Here is a 22,513-nt window from a genome sequence, read left to right on the forward strand (position 1 = left end):
GACGCTCAGCTATTGTGTTGCTTATTAGGCGGTTGCGGTGGGTCTTAGACTTTGCGTACCAAGACTGAGCCGATTGAGTAACCTGCGCCGAATGAGCAAATCACGCCCAAATCGCCTGATTGCAAGCTGTCTTTGTAGCGGTGGAAGACCACCATCGGGCTTGATGAGCTGGTGTTGGCGAACTCGTCCAAGACACTTGGGACAATCGCTTTGTCCGCATCACGACCGACCACGGTGCGCAAGATGAGATCGAGCATATTGGCATTGGCTTGGTGTAGCCACATCATCTTAACATCGCTTGGCTGGATGTTGTTTTCAGTTAAGTGTTCAGTGATAATCTCTGACACCTTTGGACAGACTTCACGGAAGACTTTACGACCATTTTGTAAGAACAGCTTTGGCGTGACAGGCTGCTCGATATCATAATGAATGTCTTTTTGCGCCGCGAGATATTCTGAGCGGTCCATAAAACCATATTCATTGGTGATGTTGGTTGAGAACTGGGTGAACAGCTTTGAATTTAGGATTTCGTAGCCTTTTGGCGTGTCCAAATCTTCAACGATACAGGCGGTCGCGACATCACCAAAGATAAAGTGGCTGTCACGGTTGCGCCAGTTCAGATGCGCTGAGGTAATCTCGACGTTGACCACGGCGATGCGTTTTGCCATGCCCGAGGCGATTGAACCGACCGCTTGCGCCAAACCAAAAGTCGCGGCACTACAGGCGACGTTCATGTCATAGGCAAAGCCGCCAATCATACCAATCTCTTTTTGCACTTCGATGGCAATGGCAGGATAGGTGCGCTGGAAGTTTGAACACGCAAGGATGATGCCGTCCAAGTCATTTGCTTCAAGACCTGCGTCTTTGAGCGCGTCTTTAAGCGCTGCCGTACCCATCTCCGCCATAATAGATGGCTCTTCGTCCATGTTGCGATAAGCAATCACAGGCGCCATGATTTCTGGGTCTAGAATGCCATCTTTTTCCATCACATAGCGCGACTTGATGCCTGAGACTTTTTCGATAAATTCGGCAGAAGAATGCTGCAACGCCGTCACCGTGCCCGCTTCAATCTCGTCCGCATGTTGTTCATTGTAGTTGTCTACATAGGTGTTAAATGACGTTACCAGCTCTTCATTACTGATGCTATAAGGAGGAATATACAGGCCAGTGCCGGTGATACAAGTCGTCATAATACATATCCTTAATTGCTATAGCGCCTATGCACGCGCTATAGGCTAAAACTTGAAAAACAGCGAACCGCCATTTTCGGTGAATGAGTGTAAACTTAAAAAAGCGATGCCTCTATTATGCCTGAATCTGATTATTTTTCTAATGGTTTGTTACAAATAATCCGTTTCGGGTGTGCCTACTGCAAAAGAGTAAAAGGCACAGGCGTATCTGCTATATAATAGCAAGCATTTTATTTTCAAGTTTTTGCAGCGACATAAAGGAGCGCGTGTGGCGGAATTGATAGGGTGGCTGTTTGGGCAATATGCCGAGTATCCGACGTTATTTATTGTTCTTGAGCTGATTGGTGTAGTCTTTGGCGTTGCCAGCGTGCTGCTTGCCAAGCGCACGAGCGTGCTTGCCTTTCCGATTGGGCTGGTCAGTACGGCGATTTTTGTGTATCTGCTGTGGGAGTGGCAGCTGTTCGGCGACATGCTGATTAATGCCTATTATAGCGTGATGAGTATCTACGGCTGGATTAATTGGTCACAGCACAAGAACACACGCGAGGCAGATGCGGTCACTATCGAGCACGTCAGCCGCAAAGACATTCCGCTGATGGCGCTACTCTCTACGGTGACGGTGGCGTTTGTCGCGCTGATTTATTACTTTAGACCTGTGATTAATAATGACTTTAACTTTGCAGGTGCGGTGCTGGGTCTAGATTTATTTACGTGGGTGGACTACACCGACATGCTGACCACGGCGCTGTTTTTGATGGCGATGGTGTTGATGGCGCAGCGCAAAATCGAGCATTGGCTGTTGTGGATTGTCGCGGATGCCATCTCTGTGCCGCTGTACTTTTATAAGGGACTCAGCTTTACTGCGCTCCAGTATGTGGCATTTACCTTAATTGCAATGTGGGCTTATTATGAATGGCAACGACGCTACCAGCGCCAGCTTAGCGCAGCATACGCCTGACGGCGTGTTTAACGTCGCGGTATTGGGCGCAGAAAGCACAGGCAAAACGACCTTGTGCCAAGATTTGGCGGCGCATTTTGGCTGCCCGTGGGTGCCTGAATATATGCGTACCTATTTGCAAAAAAAATGGGACGAGCGCGGCGAGGTCTGCACGTGGGAGGATTTGCTACCCATCGCGGCGGGGCAAATCGACAGCGAAAATAAGGCGGCAGCAGCGGCGGTCACGCAGGGTCAGCACGTGTTTTGTGACACCAGCCTGACCGAGCTGTTTATCTATTCGCATTGGTATTATGGTGACTGCCCCGAGCCGATAAAGCGCGCAGTACAGGCGCATCATTATGATTTAATCGTCGTCACCGAAGTAGACATTCCGTGGGTGGCGGACGATTTGCGCGACAGTCCGCACTTGCGCGCTGAGATGTATGACTACTTTCTCGATTGGCTTGGGCGTTTGGGACTGCCCTACATCACCGTGGGCGGCAGCCGTGAAGCGCGGGTGGCACGTGTCGCGGCGTACATTGCTGAACAAAAAAGCTGAACGCGTAACTTTTAAGTTTTAAGCAAAAGCAAAAGCAAAAGCAAAAGCAAAAGCAAAAGCAAAAGCAAAAGCAAAAGCAAAAGCAAAAGCAACCTGAACCGATGCATCAAAAGGCGCAACAGCACTCGGCAAATTTGTTACCATAACGCATTGACCGACTGCCACACGCACGATGCACCACCAACAAGGTATTTTCATTATGAGTAAAAATGCTCTGCAAGCGCAGCTGCTAAAAGCTGGGCTAATCGACGATAAAAAAGCCAAAAAAATCAACAAGCAAGCCAAGCACGCCCAGCGTACAGGCGATAGCGATGCGGCTGAGCGCAAAAAAGCCCTTGCCAAAGCGCAAGCGGAAAAGCTGGAAAAAGACCAACAGCTGAACCAAGAGCGCCAACGCCAGCTCGAAGAAAAAACGCTAAAAGCCAACATCATCCAGATGATTAAGCAGCACCAAATCCCTGATACCGCAGGCGAGGTCAGCTATCAGTTTGTTGATAACAGCAAAATCAAAAAGCTGCACACCACGCAAAAACTGTATGACCAAATCGTCGCAGGTCACGTGGTCATCGCCCGCCTTGAGGACGGCTATGCGCTACTGCCCTACCCACTGGCGGAGCGTATCAACAGCAAGCAAGAAGGCTTTATCGTCGTGTCCAATGACAAAGACGCCAATGAGCTGGACGAGGACGACCCATACGCCGCGTACGTGATTCCTGATGATTTGATGTGGTAACTGTCGCCTGAGCGTTACCGTTAAAAATAAAAAACCGCCGTGGCAAATGCTGGGGCGGTTTTTTTGTTAATGCGATGCGTTATTGGCAGTGTTTATATGCTTGACAGACATATTGGCAATCGTCTGTTGTTTACCGTACGTCTTATTTTACGTTTTTCTCCCCAAATATCACCAACTCATCACCTGCTTGCCACGGCTGGTATTTTTTCATAGCGACAATAAATAGCGGGTGCTCAAGCCACGCCGTTAGCCAGCGCTGCACATTCGGATAAGGTAAACCATAAAACACCTCGCGGTCAACGTGGGCGAACTGGCGCACAAACGGCATGACGCCAATATCCGCCGCGCTGATGTCCGCGCCGAGCAAGTAGTTATTATCAGCAAGCAGCGCTTCTAGTTTTTGAATAAATATCTCCCCGCGCTCGCGATAGTCGCTTTGGCTCATCTCAGGATGACGGTCGGCGTATTTGTAGCGGTCGAGCCAGTGTTTAAATTCCTTATCATTTTGCGCTATCAGTGCCGCCGCCTCTTCAGGCGCATGGGTCAAGAGTCCGTGCGGGTCGTTTTGCTCAAGCGCCCACATCATTATCTCAACACTTTCTTCAATTATGGTTCCATCCGCCAACTGTAAAACGGGCACTGTACCTTTTGGGCTGATCGCTAGCATTTGCTCAGGTTTATTTTTCAACGTAATCTCGCGCAGCGCTACAGACAGCTCGGCAAATAGGATGCCAAGACGAGCACGCATGGCATAAGGACAACGACGAAAAGAATACAAGCGATGAAGCGGTGAAGTCATAGTGATTTTCCACAATTGAATAGGCATTAAATAGTAAGTCAAAAAAACCAGTAGGCTCAAATCTCTGGGTATCGATGCTTACAAAGGCGTTTTTGAATATTTTATCGATTGATAATTGGCTATAGCTTCTACCAGTGACTGCGATAGATAAGTATCTTTAAGATGGGCGTGCGGGTAATGCTGCTCAAGCCACGATTGGTAGTTATAGAGGGTTAGCGTACCACAATAGAGCGAATATAAAACCTGCACGCCGATGCTACGTGACAACCCCATAACGCAATGGAAATTGATAAGCGTGATAAAGCCATCTTCTATTTTATCTTTATGATTGATGATAAGTACCTCTGTCTCAGCAGATTGTATCAAGACGTCAATTCGCTCAAATAAGTCAATGTAGTCCTTGAGCACTACATCACTTAATGGTTGCAAGTCCAATAAGGGCAAATATAGATAATGAACAGGCGTAGACACGGTGTCTTTAGGGGTCATTGCAACTTTATTAACATGGCTAGATATTTCAGCAGCCAAATCAACAACGATAATTTGATAGCAAACTGAAGGCTTATTATTTTCAGGCGAGCGCAACCAATCTGTTAAATGAGTATTGATACCTGTCTGTGTCAATCGAGGTGAAGCCACAACGCTAACACTGTCACTAATAGCATATGGTGTCAGTGGATACTTTTGACCTTTTGAAAAAGCTTTAAAATACCACTGCCCCAACAATGACATAGCGTTGTACATAATAATGATGGGAGCAAACTTCATCCAAGTATATGCGGTAAGTCGTCCGCTACTGGACTTTTGAAACCAGCGTGTACCTTGCATTGATCTGGTTTGCTGATAAGCACAAGCCAACATCGCAAAACTAATCAGCCAGTATAGAGCGATGATAATAGCAAAGGTTTCTATCATTTCATTCGTTATCATACTCATATTAGCAAGGTAAAACCCTGCAATTGCTATCAACAGAAACCCGATACCGCCTATTGTCAGATGTTTAACCACCAATGCATACGGACTCGATTTGAAAGTATGAGCACCAATACGGCCAACACTACCCCGCCGAATATATCTAACACATGATGCTGATACGTCAGCACTGTTGAGAGACCAATCGATGTACATATACCCACCAGCAATAATCGATAAAGTATCAAAACCCATCGTTTTTTGGACTCTGCGACATCCCATAAAGATACACCAAGCAAGATGGCATAACTGACATGCAAAGAGGGTAGCTGATTAAATGGCTTGTCCACCAACTGCAAAAACTGATAGCCGAATTGTGTCCAATCATCAGATATCAGACGATGAAATGAGAACCGAGCAGGATAAACGTAAAAGATTAAGCAGGCGAAAACGGTCGCCAAAATTAGACGGTAGGACAGTAAAGATAATTGCGTAAACGTCCGTACTAAAAAAAAGCTCCCTACAAATAAAACCAGTGACCAGCTGTAAGGAACAATCATAGCGGGAATAAAAGGAACAACGCTATCGAACGGCGTAGCTAGGTTATGAACTTTCGATGGATAAAGCTCATATAAGGACACACTATAAAAAGTCGTCAAGTTGTAGAGCAGATAAAATATCGCTAACGCAAGACCTAGGTGTCTAAAACGTGTTGATGGATTTAGCAGCACCTAATACCTCGTTTATATTAAATAAAAATCACTTTCTACGTTTCAACGCTTTCAAACCACCGACCCATCTTATACCCAAACTTAATAGAGGCGATCGGCTTTAGGGCGAATCATATCCGTGATTATTGCATATTAATTTTAGAGGTTACATGTTGGGCTAAATACCTGTTTCTGATTAAACTAATTATTAGAGACAATACTATCTTAAGGTTCGGTCAAAGTTACTCCTTTATGATGCTTTCATGATGTTAATCGTGCTAGAAGCTTTTAACCCTTTGGAGACAGCTGATGTCATTACCTATTAATATAGTCAATACTTAATAAAAAAGATGCAACATGACAAACATGCTCGATTAAACGGTATTTTTCTCGCTTGCTGTGACTTCGTCTTTTGATGCTACGAAAAATATCATTCAACCTTTCTGTAACTTATTTATAACTAACCCACTAAATTGTGGTTTCGATTTTACGTATTATTTTTGCTTATGCTAAGTGGTTGCCGCTTCCATCACCGTGACAGGCTCGGCGGCGCGGATGACTGTCTTTTGTGTTGCCCACAGTAGCAGCAAACCTGTTAATAAAAACCCGCCAAAGACCACAAACGCCAGCGTCATGCCCAAACTATCGACCAGCAAGCCCATCATAATGACAGGTACACTCAAGCCGATATACGCCAGTAAAAAATAACCAGCACTGGCGCGGGCGGGTGCGTGCGGCGCAGATGCCATCACCCCTGATAAGCCGCCCAAATACACCAAGCCATAGCCGCAACTGCTGGTCAATAATGCCGCGACCATCACCGCAACAAACTGCCCTGATAGCGCGCCCCACGCGAGCAGCGCATAAGCGGGCAATAAAATGCTTAAGCCCAATGTGCTCGCCGCCATCGGTGATAAACGGCGCGCCAAAGGCTGAAACAACAAACCGCAGCTAATCGCCAGCATCGATGCAAAGCCTGCGTACTCTGCCAGTCCATGCGTGTTGAGGACCGACGGTATTACCGACAATACCAAGCCCGTCGTTGACCAGCACAGCAAAATCCCGCAGCCGTACCATACGGTGGTTTTATTAAAATAGGGCAAACGCAGCATGGGCGTGGCAGCGTTACCTTTCGTTGAGTTCGCCGTATTTAGTTTTGCTGTTTCGGGCAAACGCAGCACCAAAACAATAGACAATAGCAATCCGCCCAGCAGCGCGAAAAAGCTGGCGGGCGCATCTGTCGGATAAACGAGCAAGCACAGCGTGGTGAGCATCGGACCCAAACCAAAGCCCACACTGGTGCTCGCCGTCACCCACGCGGTCGCCTGCGTTTGCGCCCGCTGCCCAAACAGCTCAATCATATACACCGTGGCGGTACACGACATCAACGCTGTGCCAATACCGAGCAGCAGCCGCGCCACCGCCAGCGCGCGGATATACGGATAAAACAACATAATCACCGTGGCGATGGTAGACAATATCAGCGCTACCAGCATCACGGTGCGCCGCCCCAGTCTATCGGACAGCCCGCCCAGCGCCAGCAGAACAGGAATCACCCCAAGCACATAGCACGAAAAGGCAATCGTCGTCGCCAGCACGCCATAGCCATCATTGCTCGCATAGAGGGCGTATAGCGGGTTATGCACATTGACACTGATGGTAATCATACCGAGCGCGAGTGCTAAAGAAGCAGGCGCGGCGCTGGTGCTTTTAGAGGTTTTGGCAAATGAAGTCGATAACATAACAGCGCCTTAGCAATCAAAATGAGGTTAAGTATTAGGTTAAGAAAAGAAAGAACTGTCCGTCATTACAGCAAATACGCTGACCACCCGCTATATACAGTCCCATACAATTCAGGCAAACTGTTTACTAGGCACAACCCATACAATTTTGCTTAATTGTTTTGTATTATTTGCCATTTTTAAATTTTTCCTTTTATTGCGCTGATTTTTTCTCCTTTTCTTTTTACGAGATTTTCTTTTATCATTTTTGGAGCTACCCTTGACCCGCATTGACGCCATTATCCAAGACATCAAAGCCAAAATCGCCACCGTGACCTATACCGCAGGCACTCGCCTGCCCTCGGTACGTAAGGCAGCGGCGCTGTATGACTGTTCGCCCTCAACGGTGGTCGAGGCGTATGAGCGGCTGGTCAGTGCGGGTATTCTCTATGCGCGGGCGGGCGCAGGATTTTATGTGGCGGAGCGTACCGTGCCGTTGTCGCTCGCGGAGATTGCGCCTGATATTGAGCGCGAGATTGACCCCTTGTGGGTGGCGCGGCAGTCGCTGGAGACGCAGCAGCATACCTTGCGCCCTGGCTGCGGCTGGCTGCCTGCCGATTGGTTGTATCTTGAGGGCGTGCGCCGAGGAATGCGCACGATAGCCAAGGCAGAAGACGATGTTTTAAGCGATTACGCCACGCCGCTTGGCTTACCTGCCTTACGCCAGTTGCTGGCAAGACGGATGCACGGTCTAGGCATTGAGGCAAATCCTGCACAAATCATGCTCACTGAATCAGGCACGCAGGCGCTAGATTTATTGTGCCGTTTTATCTTACGCGCTGGCGACACGGTATTGGTCGATGACCCCTGTTATTTTAATTTTTATGCCTTATTGCGCGCGCATCGCGTCAAGGTGATTGGCGTGCCGTATACTCCGCAGGGCGTGGACACCGCTGCCTTTGCCGCGATGATAGATACGCACCAGCCGCGCCTATACATCACCAATGCCGCGATTCATAATCCGACGGGCGCGATTTTAACCCCAAGCACCGCCTATCAAGTGCTGCAACTGGCGCAGCAAGCGAACATGTATATTATCGAAGACGATATCTTTGCAGATTTTGAGGTCACGCCCGCCCCGCGTTTGGCAGCGCTCGATGGTCTATCGCGGGTGCTTTATATGGGCAGCTTTTCTAAGACCATTTCTGCGTCCTTGCGCTGTGGCTATATTGCTGCGCCCAATGAATTATTAGAAGACTTGCTGGATTTAAAGATGGCGACAGGCTTTGGCGGCGCGCATTTGGCAGCGCATGTGGTCATGCACGCGCTGATGGACACAGGCTACCGCAAGCACATGAGTATGCTGCACACACGGCTAGCACGCGCGCGGACATATGCCCTTGCCCAACTGGCAAAACTCGGTATTACGCCGTGGCTTGTACCCAATACAGGGCTGTTTTTGTGGTGTCAACTGCCAGATGGCGTGGACGCAGCAAAGCTGGCAAGGGACTGTATGGCAGAAGGCATGGTACTCGCACCAGGCAATGTGTTTAGTCAATCGACGGACGCGCACCGTTTTATGCGCTTTAATGTGGCGCAGTGCGTGGATGCGCGGGTGTTTGCGGTGTTAGAGGCGGTGATGGAAAAATGTAAATAGGTAAAATATGACTTCAAAAAACCCCGCCTAACATCAACGTTACGCGGGGTTTTCTTATGCTGGGTATGCTTTATTTTAAATAAAAGCGATTACATAAAAACGATTAGTAATCCACGGTGTAGCTCAAGCCATACGTCGTGCCTGTCGCGGGCAAACGGTTTAAATCGCCAAAGGTCGTTTGGTGATAGACGCTCTGATAGTCTTTGTTTAAGATGTTGTACACGCCATAGCCCATGCGTCCGACAGGCAGTTTGACTTGCCCAAGCACATCAAAGGTCGCATAGCCTGTCAATGGCTGCGCGCTCGCCTCTGGGTCGTTTTGTTGGTCTTCAAAGGCTTTGTCACTGCCGCCCACTGCCAGCGCTTGCAAGCGGATGTTGCTGTCTTCGCTAAAGTTGTACTGCGCGTATGCCGTGCCTTTAAGTGGCGTTAGGCGCACTGCGTCCAGCTCCAGCCAGTCGCCGTCTTTTTTGTATTGACCACGAGTATAGGCAAGGCTGCCACCAAACTGCCAGTCTTTATTCAGGTCATGCGTGACCGAGGCTTCAGCGCCGTAGATGCGCTCGTCCGTATCGACGACCTCAACGGTATAGTCTTTGGTAAAGCGTACCGTCTTGTCCGAATCGTTATAAAAACCGCTGACTTTTGCGCTGGTATCACCGCGCGTGCCCGCCCAGCCCAGCTCATAGTTATTGATAGAAATCGGCTGCACATTGTCCGAGTTGACCACATAGCCTGCGCGCACGTCACGTAAGGCGCGCTGCACGTCTGCGGTGGTAAAGCCTTGCGAAAAATTGGCAAAGACTTGGTCGTTATCGGTCAGCTGATAGCTGCTGCCAAGGTTGAAGAGCACCTTGTCATGCTCAGTACTGCCTGCCTCGACATTGCCCGCCTGATAGTCGATACCATAGGCATCCGCTGTGCCTTTGATGCGCGGGTCGGCAAAGTACTCTTCTAACAGCTGCTCATAAATCGGCACAAAGCGGTCAGTATCGGCTTTAAGGTTTTGATAGCGCACGCCCGCACTGGTGTGCCACTTGTCGCTCATGTCCACATCAGCATTGACGAACGCGCCCCATTTATCAATCGTGGTTTTTGGTCCACCGTTGTAGCTCAAGCCATTGTTTTTTGAAATCAGACCATTGCTACCGATAAAGGTATTAAGGTCTTGTCCATAATAGGTCTGTTCGCTTTCTTCGCGCTCAAAGTCCGCGCCGTAGCTGAACAAGGTATTTTTGCCCAGCATATCGGTTTCGGTTTGCATCGCGGCGCGCAGTCCCATCACGTCGATGTCGGCTTCTGATTGGGTGACGATGACCGATGCGCCGAGCAATTTTTTTAGCGCATTGGGGTCGGTCAAGCCATTGGCAATCCATGCGTCTTTGGCTTGACTGGTGAATGACTTGCCTGAGGGATAAAAGCGCGCCTTTTCGTTACGATAGTAGCTTGTCAGGCTTAAATTTGAACCAAAAAAGTCGCTGTCATTGTAGTTTAAATTGACCGAGCTTTTGGTGTTGTACGGCTGGTCTTCCACGTCCGCACCATCGATGGCACGTAGTGACGGCTTTGCGCCCGCCAGCAATACCGATAAGTTATCGCCATAATCGACGCCATAATCGGTGTCTTGCTGACTGTCATAATAGGTCGCCGCAAGGTTCACGGTCTTGGTGTCGCTGACATCAAAGCCGAGGTTGGCGTTGACGCTGATAGAGTCGGTGTCTTGGTTGTCGGTTTGGTTGGCATCGGGGCTGATGCGGTCGCCATGACTGTCGAACTTGCCGCCTGTGGTCTCGTAGTCTACATCAAGATTACCGTACACGCGCTCGCCGCCGTAGCCGAGGCTTTGTCCCACGTGGTAGCCAAGCGAGTCGGATTCAAAATCACGGCTGCTGTTGATGCCAAGGCGCGTTTGTCTTGTCAAACCATAGCCTGCCGTTGATTTGGTCACGATATTAATCAGACCACCCGCCGCGCCCGCGCCATAGATGCTGGTCGCGCCTGAGAGCACTTCGACGCGCTCGATTTGTTCAGGGTCGATGCTGTTTAGCTCGCGTGACAGACTGCGCGAGCCAGACAATGGCACACCGTTTAGCAAATACTGTACAGGACGCCCGTGCATCGTCGTGCCGTAGTTACTGACCGAGCCGCTACTTACGCCAAGGCTGGGCACGAGCTGGGCTAAGATGTCCCCGACCGTGCGATTGCCTGTCGCCTGCGCCTGAATGTCCGCCTCACGAATCACTTGCGTGACGGCGGGCATTTCGCTGATTTTTTGTGCCAGCGCCGTGCCTGTCTTGGCATTGGCTTTTACCGTGATGGCGTCAAAGGTGGCGGTTGGGGCATCACTGCTGACAGTGGTCGCGGTATCGTCCGCTGCGATGTCAGTATCGTTTGGGGCAGCGTATAGCTGCTGGCTGATGCACAAGGTCAATAAGGATAAGGCAAGGGGGTGACGACTTTTCATTATAGATTCACTTTGGTTGTGGCGTATTTAGGCACAAATACGTAAGAAAAAAATAACAAAGCGCCGCTGATGTGTGGCGCGTCCTACAAAATGTCTCTCATTTGTGAAAGGTATTGTAAATGATAATAATTAGCATTTCCATATTTGTTTACAAAACTTTGGCGGTGATGCGGTCGTTTTCACTCATTTTTAAAGGGATACTGCGCCGCTTTTCTTAACCTTATTAACATAAAAACGTATGCTGCCTGTCTTAAGCGATTGATTTGCCATAAAAAAGCCTTGCCCGTACTCATCACGGACAAGGCATTGATGCAACAATAAGAATCTTAAAATAAAAAATGACGCCGCAGTTTTAGGTCATTTCAGGCGGCAGTTTTGCCAATAACTGCGTCAGCGTATTGTTTTTATACGCCTCCATAAACAGCTGCAACTTGGCATCGTCTTGTTGGTGCTTGTCTTGGCACTCGGATAGCAGCTGGGCGGCAGCATCGGGCGCTAAGACAAACACGCCATCGGCATCCATCACCGCGATGTCGCCCGTCTGAATGCGCACGCTGTCCATATCAGGCGCAGGCTGATAGTCAATCGCGGCACCGAGCATGCCCGCTGGCGCGTCATTGCCTTTAGTGTTACTTGTGGTAATGGCACTGATGCCTTTTGCAAACACGGGCAAGCCCAGCTGCCTCATCTGCACTGAGTCGGTGACCTGCCCCAGTACAATCACCGCCGAGAGCTGCTCATAAATCGCGGCACAACTGCGCAGCGCACCCCAGCAGGCAGTATGCTCCAGCACCCGCGCATCAATGCACAACACGTCACGCGGGGCGGCATCCATCAGCGCTTGGCGTATCACATGGGTATTAGTTGATGTCAAGGTCACGGTCAATACGCGCCCTGCGACGGTATTGTCGCACGGGACCATCGGCTGAATGTCGGGCAGATAGCCTGCGTGCGTGAGGTGCCCAATGCTGGAAGTCGCCAGCTGCGCGTAAGCGTCAATCAGCGCGGCTGTATCGGTCGAGCAAGTGTCGATAGTCATAGCTGTCCTTGTTGTCGTTATCATCATTATTGTCGTTGTTTGGATTGGTCATCGCGGCGATGCTATTGATAGTAAGGGCTTGCACAAATGGATTGACGGTCGTGCTCTCGCCTGCGGGCATACTGCCGTGCGCATCCGAGCCGCGCTCAATCACAGGCAGCAGCATAGTTTTGTACGGATACGTCGGCGCGGTCAATAATAGCTCATGCAGCAAATTGGCTTGATCCGTATCAAAATCAATCACACTGATAGAGTGCTGAATACTTGCCGCCGCCGTCTGCCACAGAGAACTTTCAGGCAGCTGATAATGACTCGCCAGCGACTCGATAACGGCGCGCAGATTGACCAAAATCCCAAGTGACTGCATATAAAAAACCAGCGCCTCGGGCGTCTCGCGGTACAGACGGTTTTTAAAATCGGGCGGGCTTAAATACTCAGGGTCAGCCAAATCATGACGCACCAGCCACGGCAGATGGATACGCACCGAGTCATGGTCGCGCAGCAGCACCCCTGAAAACTGATGCTCAGTGACTGCCAGCACGATGTTTTGCCCATGCATTTCAGGCGCCAGTCCTAAGCGCAAGCAGCGCAGCATCGTGCCTAAAAACATATCGCAAAGATTATAAAAATACCCGAGCGCCACTTGTTGCATGCGGTCAAGGCGAGCAAACACGTATGCCGACTTATCGAGCTGCTTTGTTACTTTATCAATCATCAAATCGCGGGTATCCAAGCTGGCTGCCGCTATCAGCTCATCAAAGAGATGATAAGACGCGCCCGCCTGCTGCACGCACATCCCCAGACTTGCCATCGGTAACAGGCGCACATTTTCCGCGCTCAATGCTTTGGGCAAGGTACGCAGCATCGCGCCCAGATGCGTGGACTTTTCTTGATAAAAATAGGGGTTAATATTGCTTTTGTCTGCCGTGTGTTCAGGCGGCATATAGCCCCACCAGCGGCGCTCGTCCCACAAGTGCAGATGGGCATCTAAGGCGCGGTCTTTGGTTTTGGCTTGCGTGAGGAGCGCTTGGTTTTTTTCACCATTAATCAGCTTAAGCGCGGGCAGATAGCGCTTGGAGTTGAGCGCGTAGACGCCGAGCGGCAGCTTGATGCTGTGCGGGGTGACATCGCTCAGCAGCATACTGCGCAATGATGCACTGGCGTAGGTGGGCAGCGCGGCGAAATTCAGCACCACCACCGTGCCCGCCGCCATGTCATCGGCGTAGTGCGCGGGCAGCTCATGTTTTAGCTGCCACGGATGCACAGGCAGTGCGATGTGCGTCTCATCAAGTCCTCTATCCTGCATCTCCGCGGTGAGTAGCGCTTGCATGTCCTCATTCAGCACATAATGGGCGGGCGTGTCCGACATATCCTGCACCGCATCCGCGCACATGATATGGCTACGCGCCACCGCGACCCAATTTAAAAATATCGGCTGGTGAAACTCCGCCATATAGCGCGCATAGTCAGCGGCATTAAGCCCCAGCTTGCCCTTTGCCAAGGGGTGAAACGGTCTGTCCATCAACGACGCCCACGCCTCAGCGGCAATCAAGGTCTGATACGCGTGTGGGCGCGCATATACAGCAGTATGTAGCGGCGCTTGCGCGGATTGTTTGGCGGCTTCGATGGATGCGGCGAGGCTCTCTTGTAGCTTACTCACGCCCGCCCTACTCAGCTGCTCAGCATCCATAGCGCTTAAGCTATCATTTAATAAGTCATGCACGTTATCAATGATGTCGAGCCTGATGTTTTGGGTTTCTTCTGCACACAAATACAGTGGCAAACACGGTACGGCAAGTCGCCATGGCGCGCTATAGCCGTGCGTGACGGGCAATAGCAGCTGCGCGTTATCAGGTAAATTGACGACCAATAAAGTATTTTTGACCGCAAAAAAATCTTGAGAGTTGTCTCGATAACTGGCTGGCAAATTGGCTAATGGTTCCGCTATTTTTGGCGCATAAACTTCGGTGCTGCTGGTCTGTAGCTGTTCGGGCGTAAACCACCCCTCAAGCAGTAGACACTCGACCAGCTGCGCGAGCAGCGCGCCTTGACTCTGCTGCTCGGTGGCAGCGCTCGATAACACACTTAGCATGGCTCAGGTACTCGGCAGTTGGCTAATGGGTTGTTGATGTATTTAATCGGAAACACGCTGTCGCCAAACAAACGGCGCTTGGCAAGCGACTCAATACGCGTCTGCGGCGCAAAGACATCAAAGCGGGCAAACTGCTCGGCAAACTCAGGATGGCGCGCCTGATAATCACAGATACAGTCCGCCACCTGCTGCCAAAAATCCGTCTCCGCATACTGATACTCGCGCTGTAAAAAGATGGCAATATCAGCAAAGGCAACAAAGAACAGGCACGCCACGGTCATATCACGAATGCCGTCGGTGTCGTCGGTTTCGATAAAAGAACCACGGTTTAATGCCGCGTGTGCTGCGGGCAGTTGATGAAATTTAGGTATTAAGTCTTGGCGCGTTAAATGCTTGGGCGAATAGCGCACGCCGTCGTGTAAGTCTTTGAGCAGCACTTTGACAGGATAGCCGTCCTCATGCACCAAGACGATGTTTTGTGCGTGGCATTCGAGCGCTAGTCCATGCCCAAATAACAGATGTATAATCGGCGGCACGGTGACGGCAATCAATGCCTCAGTCCATGCCGCTACACCATGCGCCGCAAGCCACGGCGCAATCAGCGTTTGCCCATCGCTATGGACATAGCTGACGCCATTTAACGGTATCGCTTGCTGCCCTTTTGCTAAATAGTCGTCCGCATTGTCGCGCCAAATCGCCGCTAAGCCACCATAGAGGGCGGGATGCTGATAGCCGCGTGCGCGCAAGACTTCATGGTCGAGGCTAATGCCGACATTTTCGCCCAAAAAGGCAATTTGCGCTGCGTCACGGCTGTCATCTTCTGCCGCCAAACGCTTAAGCCACGCGGTCATAATCGCGGCGTTGAGCACCGTGTGCTTGGCTAAAATGCGCGTGCTTGAAGTGTTGACCAGATGCATGCTGAGCTTAAGATACGGCTTGCCATCCGTGTCAGCAGTCAGCGAGCGTATCGACTGCTGAGCGCGGTAAGTCTCGCCTGTGCCGCCCAAATAAATGATGTCCTGAGTCATCAATAACGGCTGCAATGCTTCAATCAAAGTCTGTTGCCATTGCCACGGATGCACAGGCACTAGCGTGTAATCGGCAGCGGTTTTGTTACTGTTCTCTAAGCGGTGACTTAATGTACTTTGCAACTTCTGATGCGCGCTTTCGCCCACATAATCCGCAACCCACTCGGACACATTAATCCCCGCCAGCGTGTTACTGGCAATCAGCGCTTTGTCTACTGCGAGCCACAATACTTCAATAGGATTGGCAAATTCAGGCGCGTAAGCGTAATTGTCTTCAATATCAAAGCCCAAGCGCGACTTAAAACACGGATGATACGGATGCCCATGCATCAGCACCCCTTCAAGCGCGCTGTAGCTTAACTCATCGACTGTCGGTAGCGACGTTGGCGCGAGGGTTTGCGCTTGGATTTCATTGGTTAAGGTATGGCGCAGCTCGTTGATAAAGCTGTCTTTGAGCGCTGCATCATCGAGCGGCAAGACAATATCGGCAATCACTTGCTCTAGCGTCGCGGTGTTCATGCTGCCATCTGACGCATGGCGCTGCACCGCCTGATGATTAAAACGAATGATACCAAAGCTGTGCTGTACTTGACCCTGTGCGTGGTACTCGACACCTGAAAGAGCAGGTATCACAAAATCAAGCACATCCTTATTGTCAAAATCAGCATCCGCCGCTTGAGTCGTAAACGCGATGATGTCTTCGAACAGTAAGGCTTGTAGTAGCTGTTTTATCACCCGCTGCTCGGCGCGCTGCACGATGTCTTTATTTACTGGCGCTTGCCACGGCTGCATTGCCTGCGCTGCTGTTGGTTGTGGGTTGGTTGATGATGCGGACATAAAAGCTCCTTATGGGTATTAAAAAAATAGACATTAAGAAAAACAGTTAAAAAATTAAAAGATAATGAGAATTAATTACGTTAATAAATTAAAAAAATATGGCGACAAAGGTAAACAGCGCGCCATTAATAATGACTTTTACGGCTTGTCTTTTACTTAAACTTATTGCGCCGCATGCTTGGGCAAACGGTACGCACAAAATAAGGTCGATAACAGCACCACTGCCAAGACGACAAAGACGTCTTGTATGGCAGCAGCGGTGGTCAGCGCGCCCAACGTCTGATGGGTAACCGACACCGCATCGCGCCCCGCCACATAGACAGTAACCAATGTAATCACGATGGTCGAGACGATGCGCCGACTGATGTTGTTCAGCGCTGCGCCCTCGGTCACCACCGATTTATCCAAGCTGCTCAGTCCCACCGAGGTGGTCGGTAGATACGCCAGCCCCACGCCGACGCCTTGCACGCTCATCACGATGAACAACAGCCACAAGGTCGGCTGATATAAACTTGCTGCGAGCAGCAACATGGAAAGCGCGCCAAGCGCAATGCCGACCAGCCCAATCGTGCGCGCCCCATGCTTATCTACCTGCCTGCCTGCAAAATGCGTGGTCACGCTCGATACTACGGTCGCCGCCATCAAAATCGCGCCCGTCCATAAAGCGCTACTGCCCATCACGTCTTGTACGATAATCGGTAGCAATAAAAGCCCAATCATCAGCCCGATGGTCTGGGTAATGCTAATCAGCGTGGTGTGTAAATAGGTGCGCTGGACAAATAGACGTACGTTGATGAGTGGCGTAGACTGCTTGGCTTCATAGCGCCACCAGAGCACAAAGGCAAATACAAACGCCAACGCAATCGCGCCTGTTTGCAAGGCATTTGCTGCATCCGTCTTTAGGCTTGATAACCATGCCATGAGTGCCAAGAGCCACAGCAGCAGCCCCACAAAGCCAAGCGTATCAAAGCGCGCTGGCTGATTTTTCTTAGCATTATCTTTGTCATTGACTAGCGCAGGCAGACGCCATGACAAGAGCAGCACCGCCACGCTTAACGGCAACGTCACCGCAAACAGCGTCCACCATGCAAAATGCTCGACCAAATACGCGCCCAGCAAAGGACCAAAGGCAAGCGCCATCATCACCACGATGCCCCACAGCGCCATCACCCGCCCATGCTTGGACTTGGGATACACTTGGTACAGCATGCCGATAGATAGCGGAATAATCAGCCCGCCGCTCAGCCCCTGCATGGCGCGGGCGGCAATGACCATCGTCATCGACTCGGCGAGCATCCCAAGCACAGACCCCAGCATAAAGCCGAACATGGCAAGGATATACACCCGCTTAAACACAAAACGCTTGCTGATATAGCCGCTGACCATCAGCCCAATACTCATCGCCAGCACATAAGCGTTCAGCACCCAACCGCCCGTGACAATATCGACCGAAAACACCGACATAAACACAGGAATGGCAGGGTTTAAGGCACTGTTGCTGATACTGACCACCGAGCCGCCAAGCAGCAACGTCCACAACAGCGGACGCAATGGCGCATCACTGATTTGGCTTATGGCATGGTCTTTGGACGACTCACAAACAGCGACCATAAAAAGTACCTTGTAGCGGGATTGATAAATGGTGAAGAAAAACAGACGGTTAAGCTGCCACGCCGTAATAATTTAAATAGCCACGCGACTCAAAAAACGCCTCACGATGGCAAAAGTACAGGGACGCTTTTTTTTCAGGCATCTCAATCAAGCGCTGCTCAAAATAAGCAAAGCTGTCCGCCACCCAGCGATAAATCTCAATCTCACTGTCAGGCTCGACCACGATTTTTTGTGCGGGGGTATTGTCAAAGATAAATTTGCTGACCATCATGCCGATGGGTTTGAGATAGCCGCGCCCGACTGCGGATGGCTCGCCAATCAGCATGTGCCAGCCCATGTCCTCAGGCTTGGCTTTGTAATATAGCGCCAAGCGGTCACGCGCCGCCTCATAGATTTCGGTGTAGCCAATCGCCTCATCATTGCAGGTGATGATGTAGAGACGCTGGTGGTCGTCCGCGAGCATCTTTTCAAAATGGGCGCGCAGCATCGGCATGGGCAAATGCAGCTGCCACTGGTCAACGACGTGCTCGGCATGCATCCATTTGTACAGCAGGCGCATGTCCTCAGGATAGCGCATGGCGCGAATGCCAAAGGTGCGGTTAATCGCCTCGACCTCAAAGTGGTCGGGCAGCTGACGGCTGATGGTTGTCATGGTGTGTCCTTAGTTTTGCGATTAATTTTTTAATTGGGTTGAAACTATTGATAAAAATATATGCGACGTTATAAAACGCTCGTTTCGCCACTATTTTTCTTGCTTGCTGTGACTTCGTCTCCAGAGGCTAAGAAAAATAGCAGCTCACATCGCTGTACCTTTTATATTGCAATTTATTCAGTAATTGGAGCCAGCGTATTGTTTTAAATATACTTAGGCTATTTTATTTACTTTTTGCTTATTACGCCGCGCCAAAGTCCTGGAACACTTCTAGCGCGTCGGTGTCGTATTTATTGACGCCGAGCAGCTCATTAATAATATAGCCCGCACGGTACGCACCCAGCCCCAAATCAGGCGCGCCTACGCCATGGCTGTGTACTTCTTGGTTTTGTACAAAGATTTTGCCCGCATGCGTGCGCGTGTCACGGTAGCTAAGCGTATAATCGCGCCCAATCTCAGGCTGCTGATAGGCATCATACGCCACGTCACCAAGCACGCCCGTCAAGCAATCAGGCAGCTGGTAGCGGTAGCCTGTGCCCGCGATGACGCAATCGTAATCCGCCATAAAGTGCTGCTGCTGCTCGCTGTGAGTAAACGCGAGCGTCACGGGCGCATCTGTGTCCGCCTGCTCTGCCGATATCAGCGCGCAGTTGGTACGAAGGTTTGACTGTAGCGGCTGATTGCGGATGCTGCGCTCATAGAGGCGGTGATAAATGTCGCGGATGGTGTCAAAGCCCATGCCTTTATACAGCAAGTCTTGCTTGGCGCTCACCGCTGCCTTTGTATCGCGGGGCAAGTGGTAAAAATAATCGGTATACGCGGGGCTAAAGTGCTCCAGTCCCAATGGCGAGTATTCCATCGGGAAAAACCCTGCTGAGCGCGTGAACCAATCGAGCATAAACTTGGGCGCGCCAGTATTATCCAGCTGCTGATCAAACAAGGCGCGGTAGACTTCGGCTGACGACTGCCCCGAACCCAGTACCAAAACTTTAACAGGCGTCTCCGCGTCCTGATGCGCAGCGGTCAGGGCGTCCAAATCAAAACGCTCGGCAAACTGCGCGGTGTGCATACAGCGGGCGGGCGCGTCTTTTGCCAAGGCTTGCAATGGCGCAGGCAAGGTCGGGCGTGTGCCTGTACCAATGACCAGATGGCGGGCGTGATAGGTGCGCGTCTCACCGCATTCATTCACCGTGACCGCAAAGCCCTCCTCACCCGCCTCGGTATAAAACTGCACATCCACAACGGTGGTTGCAAAGCGCAAACTGTCCAGCTGCCCTGCCACCCACTGGCAATAGTGGTTATACTCTTCGCGGTAGATTTTAAATTCTTCCAAAAAGTAAAACTTCAGCAGGCGCTTTTGCGTGTGCAAGTAGTTTAAAAACGAGTAGCGGCTGGTGGGGTCAATCATGGTCACCAAGTCCGCCATAAATGGCACTTGTAAAGTAGTCGCGGGCAATATCATGCCTTTATGCCAGTTAAACTCTGGTTTTTGCTCAAAAAATTTGGCGCGCACGTTGGTATTGTCGAGCAGCGCGGCAAGGCTTAGATTAAAAGGTCCTAAGCCGATACCGATGACATCAAGCATGGGGGTGTCCTTTCTATTGATAATAGTGATTTGAGTTTTGAATCAGCCTTAGCGAAATTTTAAATATAAAGCCGTTGATACTCGCTTTATGCTGCGTGTGCGCTTATAGCCAGTCACGTTACACAGCATAATTTACTTAGGCTATTTTTATTCTTATGCGCATAATGGATTGGGAATGTCCACGTAAATAGATTGCGTCTCCACAGGCGCGGTCAGCTCATCAAGCGCGTGCAGGCGGGTCAGCAGGTTGCCCTTAAACGGCAAGGTCGGGCTACGCAGCAGCAAGTCAAACAGCGGACGGTGCGGATAGCGGGTCTCAAGCGTCATCAAGCAGTCGCGGAACATATCAATCAGCGCCGCTTCGCTTACATATTGCGTGCGCGCAATCGCGGTAATCAGTCCAAAAATGCTGTTACCGACCAAATAATACGCCACTCGCGAATCGGCAAAGTCTTCAGGAATCACGCATTCACTCTCGCTAACCAGCTCAGGATAGGTGTCAATGAGCGGCGCGGCATACTCGGCAATGTAGCCAAAGCCTTGATTGTCACGCGCCCAAAACTTGCTCGGATAGCCGTCCGTCAGCTCAATCAGGCTGTTTTGCTGATGCACTTCAAAGCCAATGCCGTGCTGATAATACATGTGCATCAAAGGGATAAAGCCGACCTGTAAATAAGTGGCAAACCAGTCTTTGGCAATCTCCTCGAGCGGCGCGTGGGTGCGCGCATGGATGCCTTGGAATAAGGTGTTAAAGCGGTTGGTCACGCGGGTTGGGTGGTCTTGGCTCAGGCTCGCCAGATTGGTCACTTCCGTGTCTTGGTCAAAAGGATTGTCGCGCAAGATACAGATGCTCTCATCAATGATGCTGCCGTCTACTGTCAGCGCAATCCACGCAGGGTCGTTAAGCACCGCGATGGTGTCAAAGTCTTTGCCAAGCTGCTTGCCGTAGTCGCTGCGCCAGATGCGGCAAGCATGAATGCCGCGCTTGCATTCTTTGGGCAGGTTGATACGCACCGAATTGGTGATGGCGACCGACAGCGATAGCTTAAACATCCACGGCGCATCAAATGCCGCCAGCGTGCGCACCGAGGTCGTTGGATGCAGCGCCCAGCCCAGCTCGCCCATGTCAAACAGCTTACCCGCCGCTTGCAAACGCGCATACCACGCCTGCTGCTGTAAAAACTTGGCTTGCCATGGGTGCAGTGGCAGCAGTTTATAGTCAGCATTGTTGTTCATTAATTGCTGCTGATAGGCGTTCATCATGGGCGCAAGTTTGTCTTGCAATTCGGCAGTGATGCTCTCGCCGTCAACGAACTCTTCGACAATGTGCTTGGGATGCACCAGCCAGTAATGTAGCTTGGTTTTGCTGCTGGTCTCGGGCGCGTATTTTGCCCATTCTGCGCCATAAAAGCCTTGGCGACCTTTTGGTGTCGGGTGCATGGCGTGCCCGTAGATAAGGCTTTGCTCGGTTTGGATAAAGTTTTGTACCGCATCGACGATGTCGTCCACCTCATCGCTGCGATGCTGCAAGATAATCTGTAGTCCCTCATAGCTCTCAATCCAGCGTTTCAGCACGCCATTGGCATCAAGGGTTTCTGCGCCCTTATGCTGATGCACAATATCCTCAATCACGAGGCTGGCGATACTGACCGCCGAGGGCTGCAACCATGTCGGCGCGCCATCGGCTTGCCCTAAGACCGCAGGGGTGGCGGCAAAGCGATGTTGCCCCAGCTGACTGACGCGCTCAAGCGGCACGGCAACTTGGGTGTTGTGCGGCGCAAGGTGTAATACCAGTAGCGGCTTGTTTTGCGCGAGGGATTTTTGCAGCGCGTCTTGCGCGTCAATAGGCACGATGCTGCCACGGCGCGTCTCGAAGCAGTAGGCGTTAATCAGATTTTGCAAGGATAAGCGGTTGAGCGTATTGTCTTGTATCATTGCGATGTCCTTAAATGGGTGTTCTTAAAAATGAGTATTCTTAAAATGGTTA

The 22,513-nt window shown here is 50.7% G+C and carries 18 protein-coding genes; 4 read left to right on the plus strand and 14 right to left on the minus strand.

All coding sequences use genetic code 11. The annotated features are described in order from the left end of the window. Positions 1 to 44 precede the first annotated feature (44 nt). Positions 45 to 1,190: a beta-ketoacyl-ACP synthase III gene (locus JMW05_RS01050; protein ID WP_201503580.1), complete on the minus strand. Its 1,146-nt coding sequence runs from the start codon at positions 1,188 to 1,190 to the stop codon at positions 45 to 47. A gap of 268 nt (positions 1,191 to 1,458) precedes the next feature. Here JMW05_RS01050 and pnuC point away from each other — a divergent pair, with 268 nt between their 5' ends. Further along, entirely contained in the window at positions 1,459 to 2,148 is a 690-nt protein-coding gene (gene pnuC, locus JMW05_RS01055) for a nicotinamide riboside transporter PnuC (RefSeq protein ID WP_201503581.1), read from the plus strand. Then, the gene (locus JMW05_RS01060; protein WP_201503582.1) at positions 2,099 to 2,686 is read left to right on the plus strand and encodes an AAA family ATPase; all 588 of its coding nucleotides are present in this window, start codon (positions 2,099 to 2,101) and stop codon (positions 2,684 to 2,686) included. Before pnuC ends, JMW05_RS01060 begins: the two co-directional genes overlap by 50 nt. An 18-nt stretch (positions 2,687 to 2,704) precedes the next feature. Here the strand turns inward: JMW05_RS01060 and JMW05_RS12080 are convergent, their stop codons facing one another. Beyond that, positions 2,705 to 2,830, minus strand: a complete 126-nt coding sequence (locus JMW05_RS12080) for a hypothetical protein (RefSeq protein WP_265090590.1) — start codon at positions 2,828 to 2,830, stop codon at positions 2,705 to 2,707. Between the two features lie 55 nt (positions 2,831 to 2,885). Between JMW05_RS12080 and JMW05_RS01065 the strand changes: the two genes are divergently transcribed. Then, positions 2,886 to 3,419: a DUF2058 domain-containing protein gene (locus JMW05_RS01065; RefSeq protein ID WP_201503583.1), complete on the plus strand. Its 534-nt coding sequence runs from the start codon at positions 2,886 to 2,888 to the stop codon at positions 3,417 to 3,419. 142 nt (positions 3,420 to 3,561) lie between these two features. Here JMW05_RS01065 and JMW05_RS01070 read toward each other — a convergent pair whose 3' ends face one another. From JMW05_RS01070 to JMW05_RS01085, 4 genes are all read right to left on the minus strand, one after another. Then, on the minus strand, positions 3,562 to 4,218 hold the full coding sequence (locus tag JMW05_RS01070; RefSeq protein ID WP_201503584.1) for a glutathione S-transferase: 657 nt from the start codon (positions 4,216 to 4,218) through the stop codon (positions 3,562 to 3,564). A gap of 78 nt (positions 4,219 to 4,296) precedes the next feature. Then, the gene (locus tag JMW05_RS01075) at positions 4,297 to 5,133 is read right to left on the minus strand and encodes a hypothetical protein (RefSeq protein WP_201503585.1); all 837 of its coding nucleotides are present in this window, start codon (positions 5,131 to 5,133) and stop codon (positions 4,297 to 4,299) included. A 77-nt stretch (positions 5,134 to 5,210) separates the two neighbouring features. Beyond that, entirely contained in the window at positions 5,211 to 5,690 is a 480-nt protein-coding gene (locus tag JMW05_RS12135) for a phosphatase PAP2 family protein (protein ID WP_227691532.1), read from the minus strand. Positions 5,691 to 6,349: 659 nt separating this feature from the next. Next, entirely contained in the window at positions 6,350 to 7,582 is a 1,233-nt protein-coding gene (locus JMW05_RS01085) for an MFS transporter (RefSeq protein WP_201503587.1), read from the minus strand. A gap of 259 nt (positions 7,583 to 7,841) precedes the next feature. On the opposite strand from JMW05_RS01085, the gene JMW05_RS01090 reads away from it, so the two are divergent. Then, the gene (locus tag JMW05_RS01090; protein ID WP_227691385.1) at positions 7,842 to 9,218 is read left to right on the plus strand and encodes an aminotransferase-like domain-containing protein; all 1,377 of its coding nucleotides are present in this window, start codon (positions 7,842 to 7,844) and stop codon (positions 9,216 to 9,218) included. Between the two features lie 103 nt (positions 9,219 to 9,321). Here JMW05_RS01090 and JMW05_RS01095 read toward each other — a convergent pair whose 3' ends face one another. The 8 genes from JMW05_RS01095 to JMW05_RS01130 form a co-directional block, all read right to left on the minus strand. Further along, positions 9,322 to 11,682: a TonB-dependent receptor gene (locus tag JMW05_RS01095; RefSeq protein ID WP_201503589.1), complete on the minus strand. Its 2,361-nt coding sequence runs from the start codon at positions 11,680 to 11,682 to the stop codon at positions 9,322 to 9,324. A gap of 352 nt (positions 11,683 to 12,034) precedes the next feature. Beyond that, complete coding sequence (locus tag JMW05_RS01100; RefSeq protein WP_201503590.1) at positions 12,035 to 12,721, minus strand: RraA family protein; 687 nt, start codon at positions 12,719 to 12,721, stop codon at positions 12,035 to 12,037. Further along, the gene (locus tag JMW05_RS01105) at positions 12,678 to 14,813 is read right to left on the minus strand and encodes an IucA/IucC family protein (protein ID WP_201503591.1); all 2,136 of its coding nucleotides are present in this window, start codon (positions 14,811 to 14,813) and stop codon (positions 12,678 to 12,680) included. Before JMW05_RS01105 ends, JMW05_RS01100 begins: the two co-directional genes overlap by 44 nt. Beyond that, positions 14,807 to 16,678, minus strand: a complete 1,872-nt coding sequence (locus JMW05_RS01110; protein ID WP_201503592.1) for an IucA/IucC family protein — start codon at positions 16,676 to 16,678, stop codon at positions 14,807 to 14,809. Before JMW05_RS01110 ends, JMW05_RS01105 begins: the two co-directional genes overlap by 7 nt. 162 nt (positions 16,679 to 16,840) lie before the next feature. Further along, positions 16,841 to 18,289, minus strand: coding sequence for an MFS transporter (locus tag JMW05_RS01115; RefSeq protein WP_201503593.1), 1,449 nt, complete (start codon positions 18,287 to 18,289; stop codon positions 16,841 to 16,843). 49 nt (positions 18,290 to 18,338) lie between these two features. Further along, entirely contained in the window at positions 18,339 to 18,941 is a 603-nt protein-coding gene (locus JMW05_RS01120) for a GNAT family N-acetyltransferase (protein WP_201503594.1), read from the minus strand. A gap of 241 nt (positions 18,942 to 19,182) precedes the next feature. Continuing rightward, positions 19,183 to 20,526 carry a lysine N(6)-hydroxylase/L-ornithine N(5)-oxygenase family protein gene (locus JMW05_RS01125; protein WP_201503595.1) on the minus strand — a complete coding sequence of 448 codons (1,344 nt, stop codon included), beginning with the start codon at positions 20,524 to 20,526 and terminating at the stop codon, positions 19,183 to 19,185. 153 nt (positions 20,527 to 20,679) lie between these two features. Beyond that, positions 20,680 to 22,461, minus strand: coding sequence for an IucA/IucC family protein (locus JMW05_RS01130; protein WP_201503596.1), 1,782 nt, complete (start codon positions 22,459 to 22,461; stop codon positions 20,680 to 20,682). Positions 22,462 to 22,513: the final 52 nt, after the last annotated feature.

It is taken from the genome of Psychrobacter aestuarii (genome assembly GCF_904846035.1).
In the GTDB taxonomy this organism is placed as follows: domain Bacteria; phylum Pseudomonadota; class Gammaproteobacteria; order Pseudomonadales; family Moraxellaceae; genus Psychrobacter; species Psychrobacter aestuarii.

Coding starts and splice junctions, on each gene's coding strand:
- JMW05_RS01050 (WP_201503580.1), bottom strand. CDS start 1,190: ATGACGACTTGTATCACCGGCACTGGCCTGTATATTCCTCCTTATAGC.
- JMW05_RS01060 (WP_201503582.1), top strand. CDS start 2,099: ATGAATGGCAACGACGCTACCAGCGCCAGCTTAGCGCAGCATACGCCT.
- JMW05_RS12080 (WP_265090590.1), bottom strand. CDS start 2,830: ATGGTAACAAATTTGCCGAGTGCTGTTGCGCCTTTTGATGCATCGGTT.
- JMW05_RS01065 (WP_201503583.1), top strand. CDS start 2,886: ATGAGTAAAAATGCTCTGCAAGCGCAGCTGCTAAAAGCTGGGCTAATC.
- JMW05_RS01070 (WP_201503584.1), bottom strand. CDS start 4,218: ATGACTTCACCGCTTCATCGCTTGTATTCTTTTCGTCGTTGTCCTTAT.
- JMW05_RS01075 (WP_201503585.1), bottom strand. CDS start 5,133: ATGATAGAAACCTTTGCTATTATCATCGCTCTATACTGGCTGATTAGT.
- JMW05_RS12135 (WP_227691532.1), bottom strand. CDS start 5,690: ATGATTGTTCCTTACAGCTGGTCACTGGTTTTATTTGTAGGGAGCTTT.
- JMW05_RS01085 (WP_201503587.1), bottom strand. CDS start 7,582: ATGTTATCGACTTCATTTGCCAAAACCTCTAAAAGCACCAGCGCCGCG.
- JMW05_RS01095 (WP_201503589.1), bottom strand. CDS start 11,682: ATGAAAAGTCGTCACCCCCTTGCCTTATCCTTATTGACCTTGTGCATC.
- JMW05_RS01100 (WP_201503590.1), bottom strand. CDS start 12,721: ATGACTATCGACACTTGCTCGACCGATACAGCCGCGCTGATTGACGCT.
- JMW05_RS01105 (WP_201503591.1), bottom strand. CDS start 14,813: ATGCTAAGTGTGTTATCGAGCGCTGCCACCGAGCAGCAGAGTCAAGGC.
- JMW05_RS01110 (WP_201503592.1), bottom strand. CDS start 16,678: ATGTCCGCATCATCAACCAACCCACAACCAACAGCAGCGCAGGCAATG.
- JMW05_RS01115 (WP_201503593.1), bottom strand. CDS start 18,289: ATGGTCGCTGTTTGTGAGTCGTCCAAAGACCATGCCATAAGCCAAATC.
- JMW05_RS01120 (WP_201503594.1), bottom strand. CDS start 18,941: ATGACAACCATCAGCCGTCAGCTGCCCGACCACTTTGAGGTCGAGGCG.
- JMW05_RS01125 (WP_201503595.1), bottom strand. CDS start 20,526: ATGCTTGATGTCATCGGTATCGGCTTAGGACCTTTTAATCTAAGCCTT.
- JMW05_RS01130 (WP_201503596.1), bottom strand. CDS start 22,461: ATGATACAAGACAATACGCTCAACCGCTTATCCTTGCAAAATCTGATT.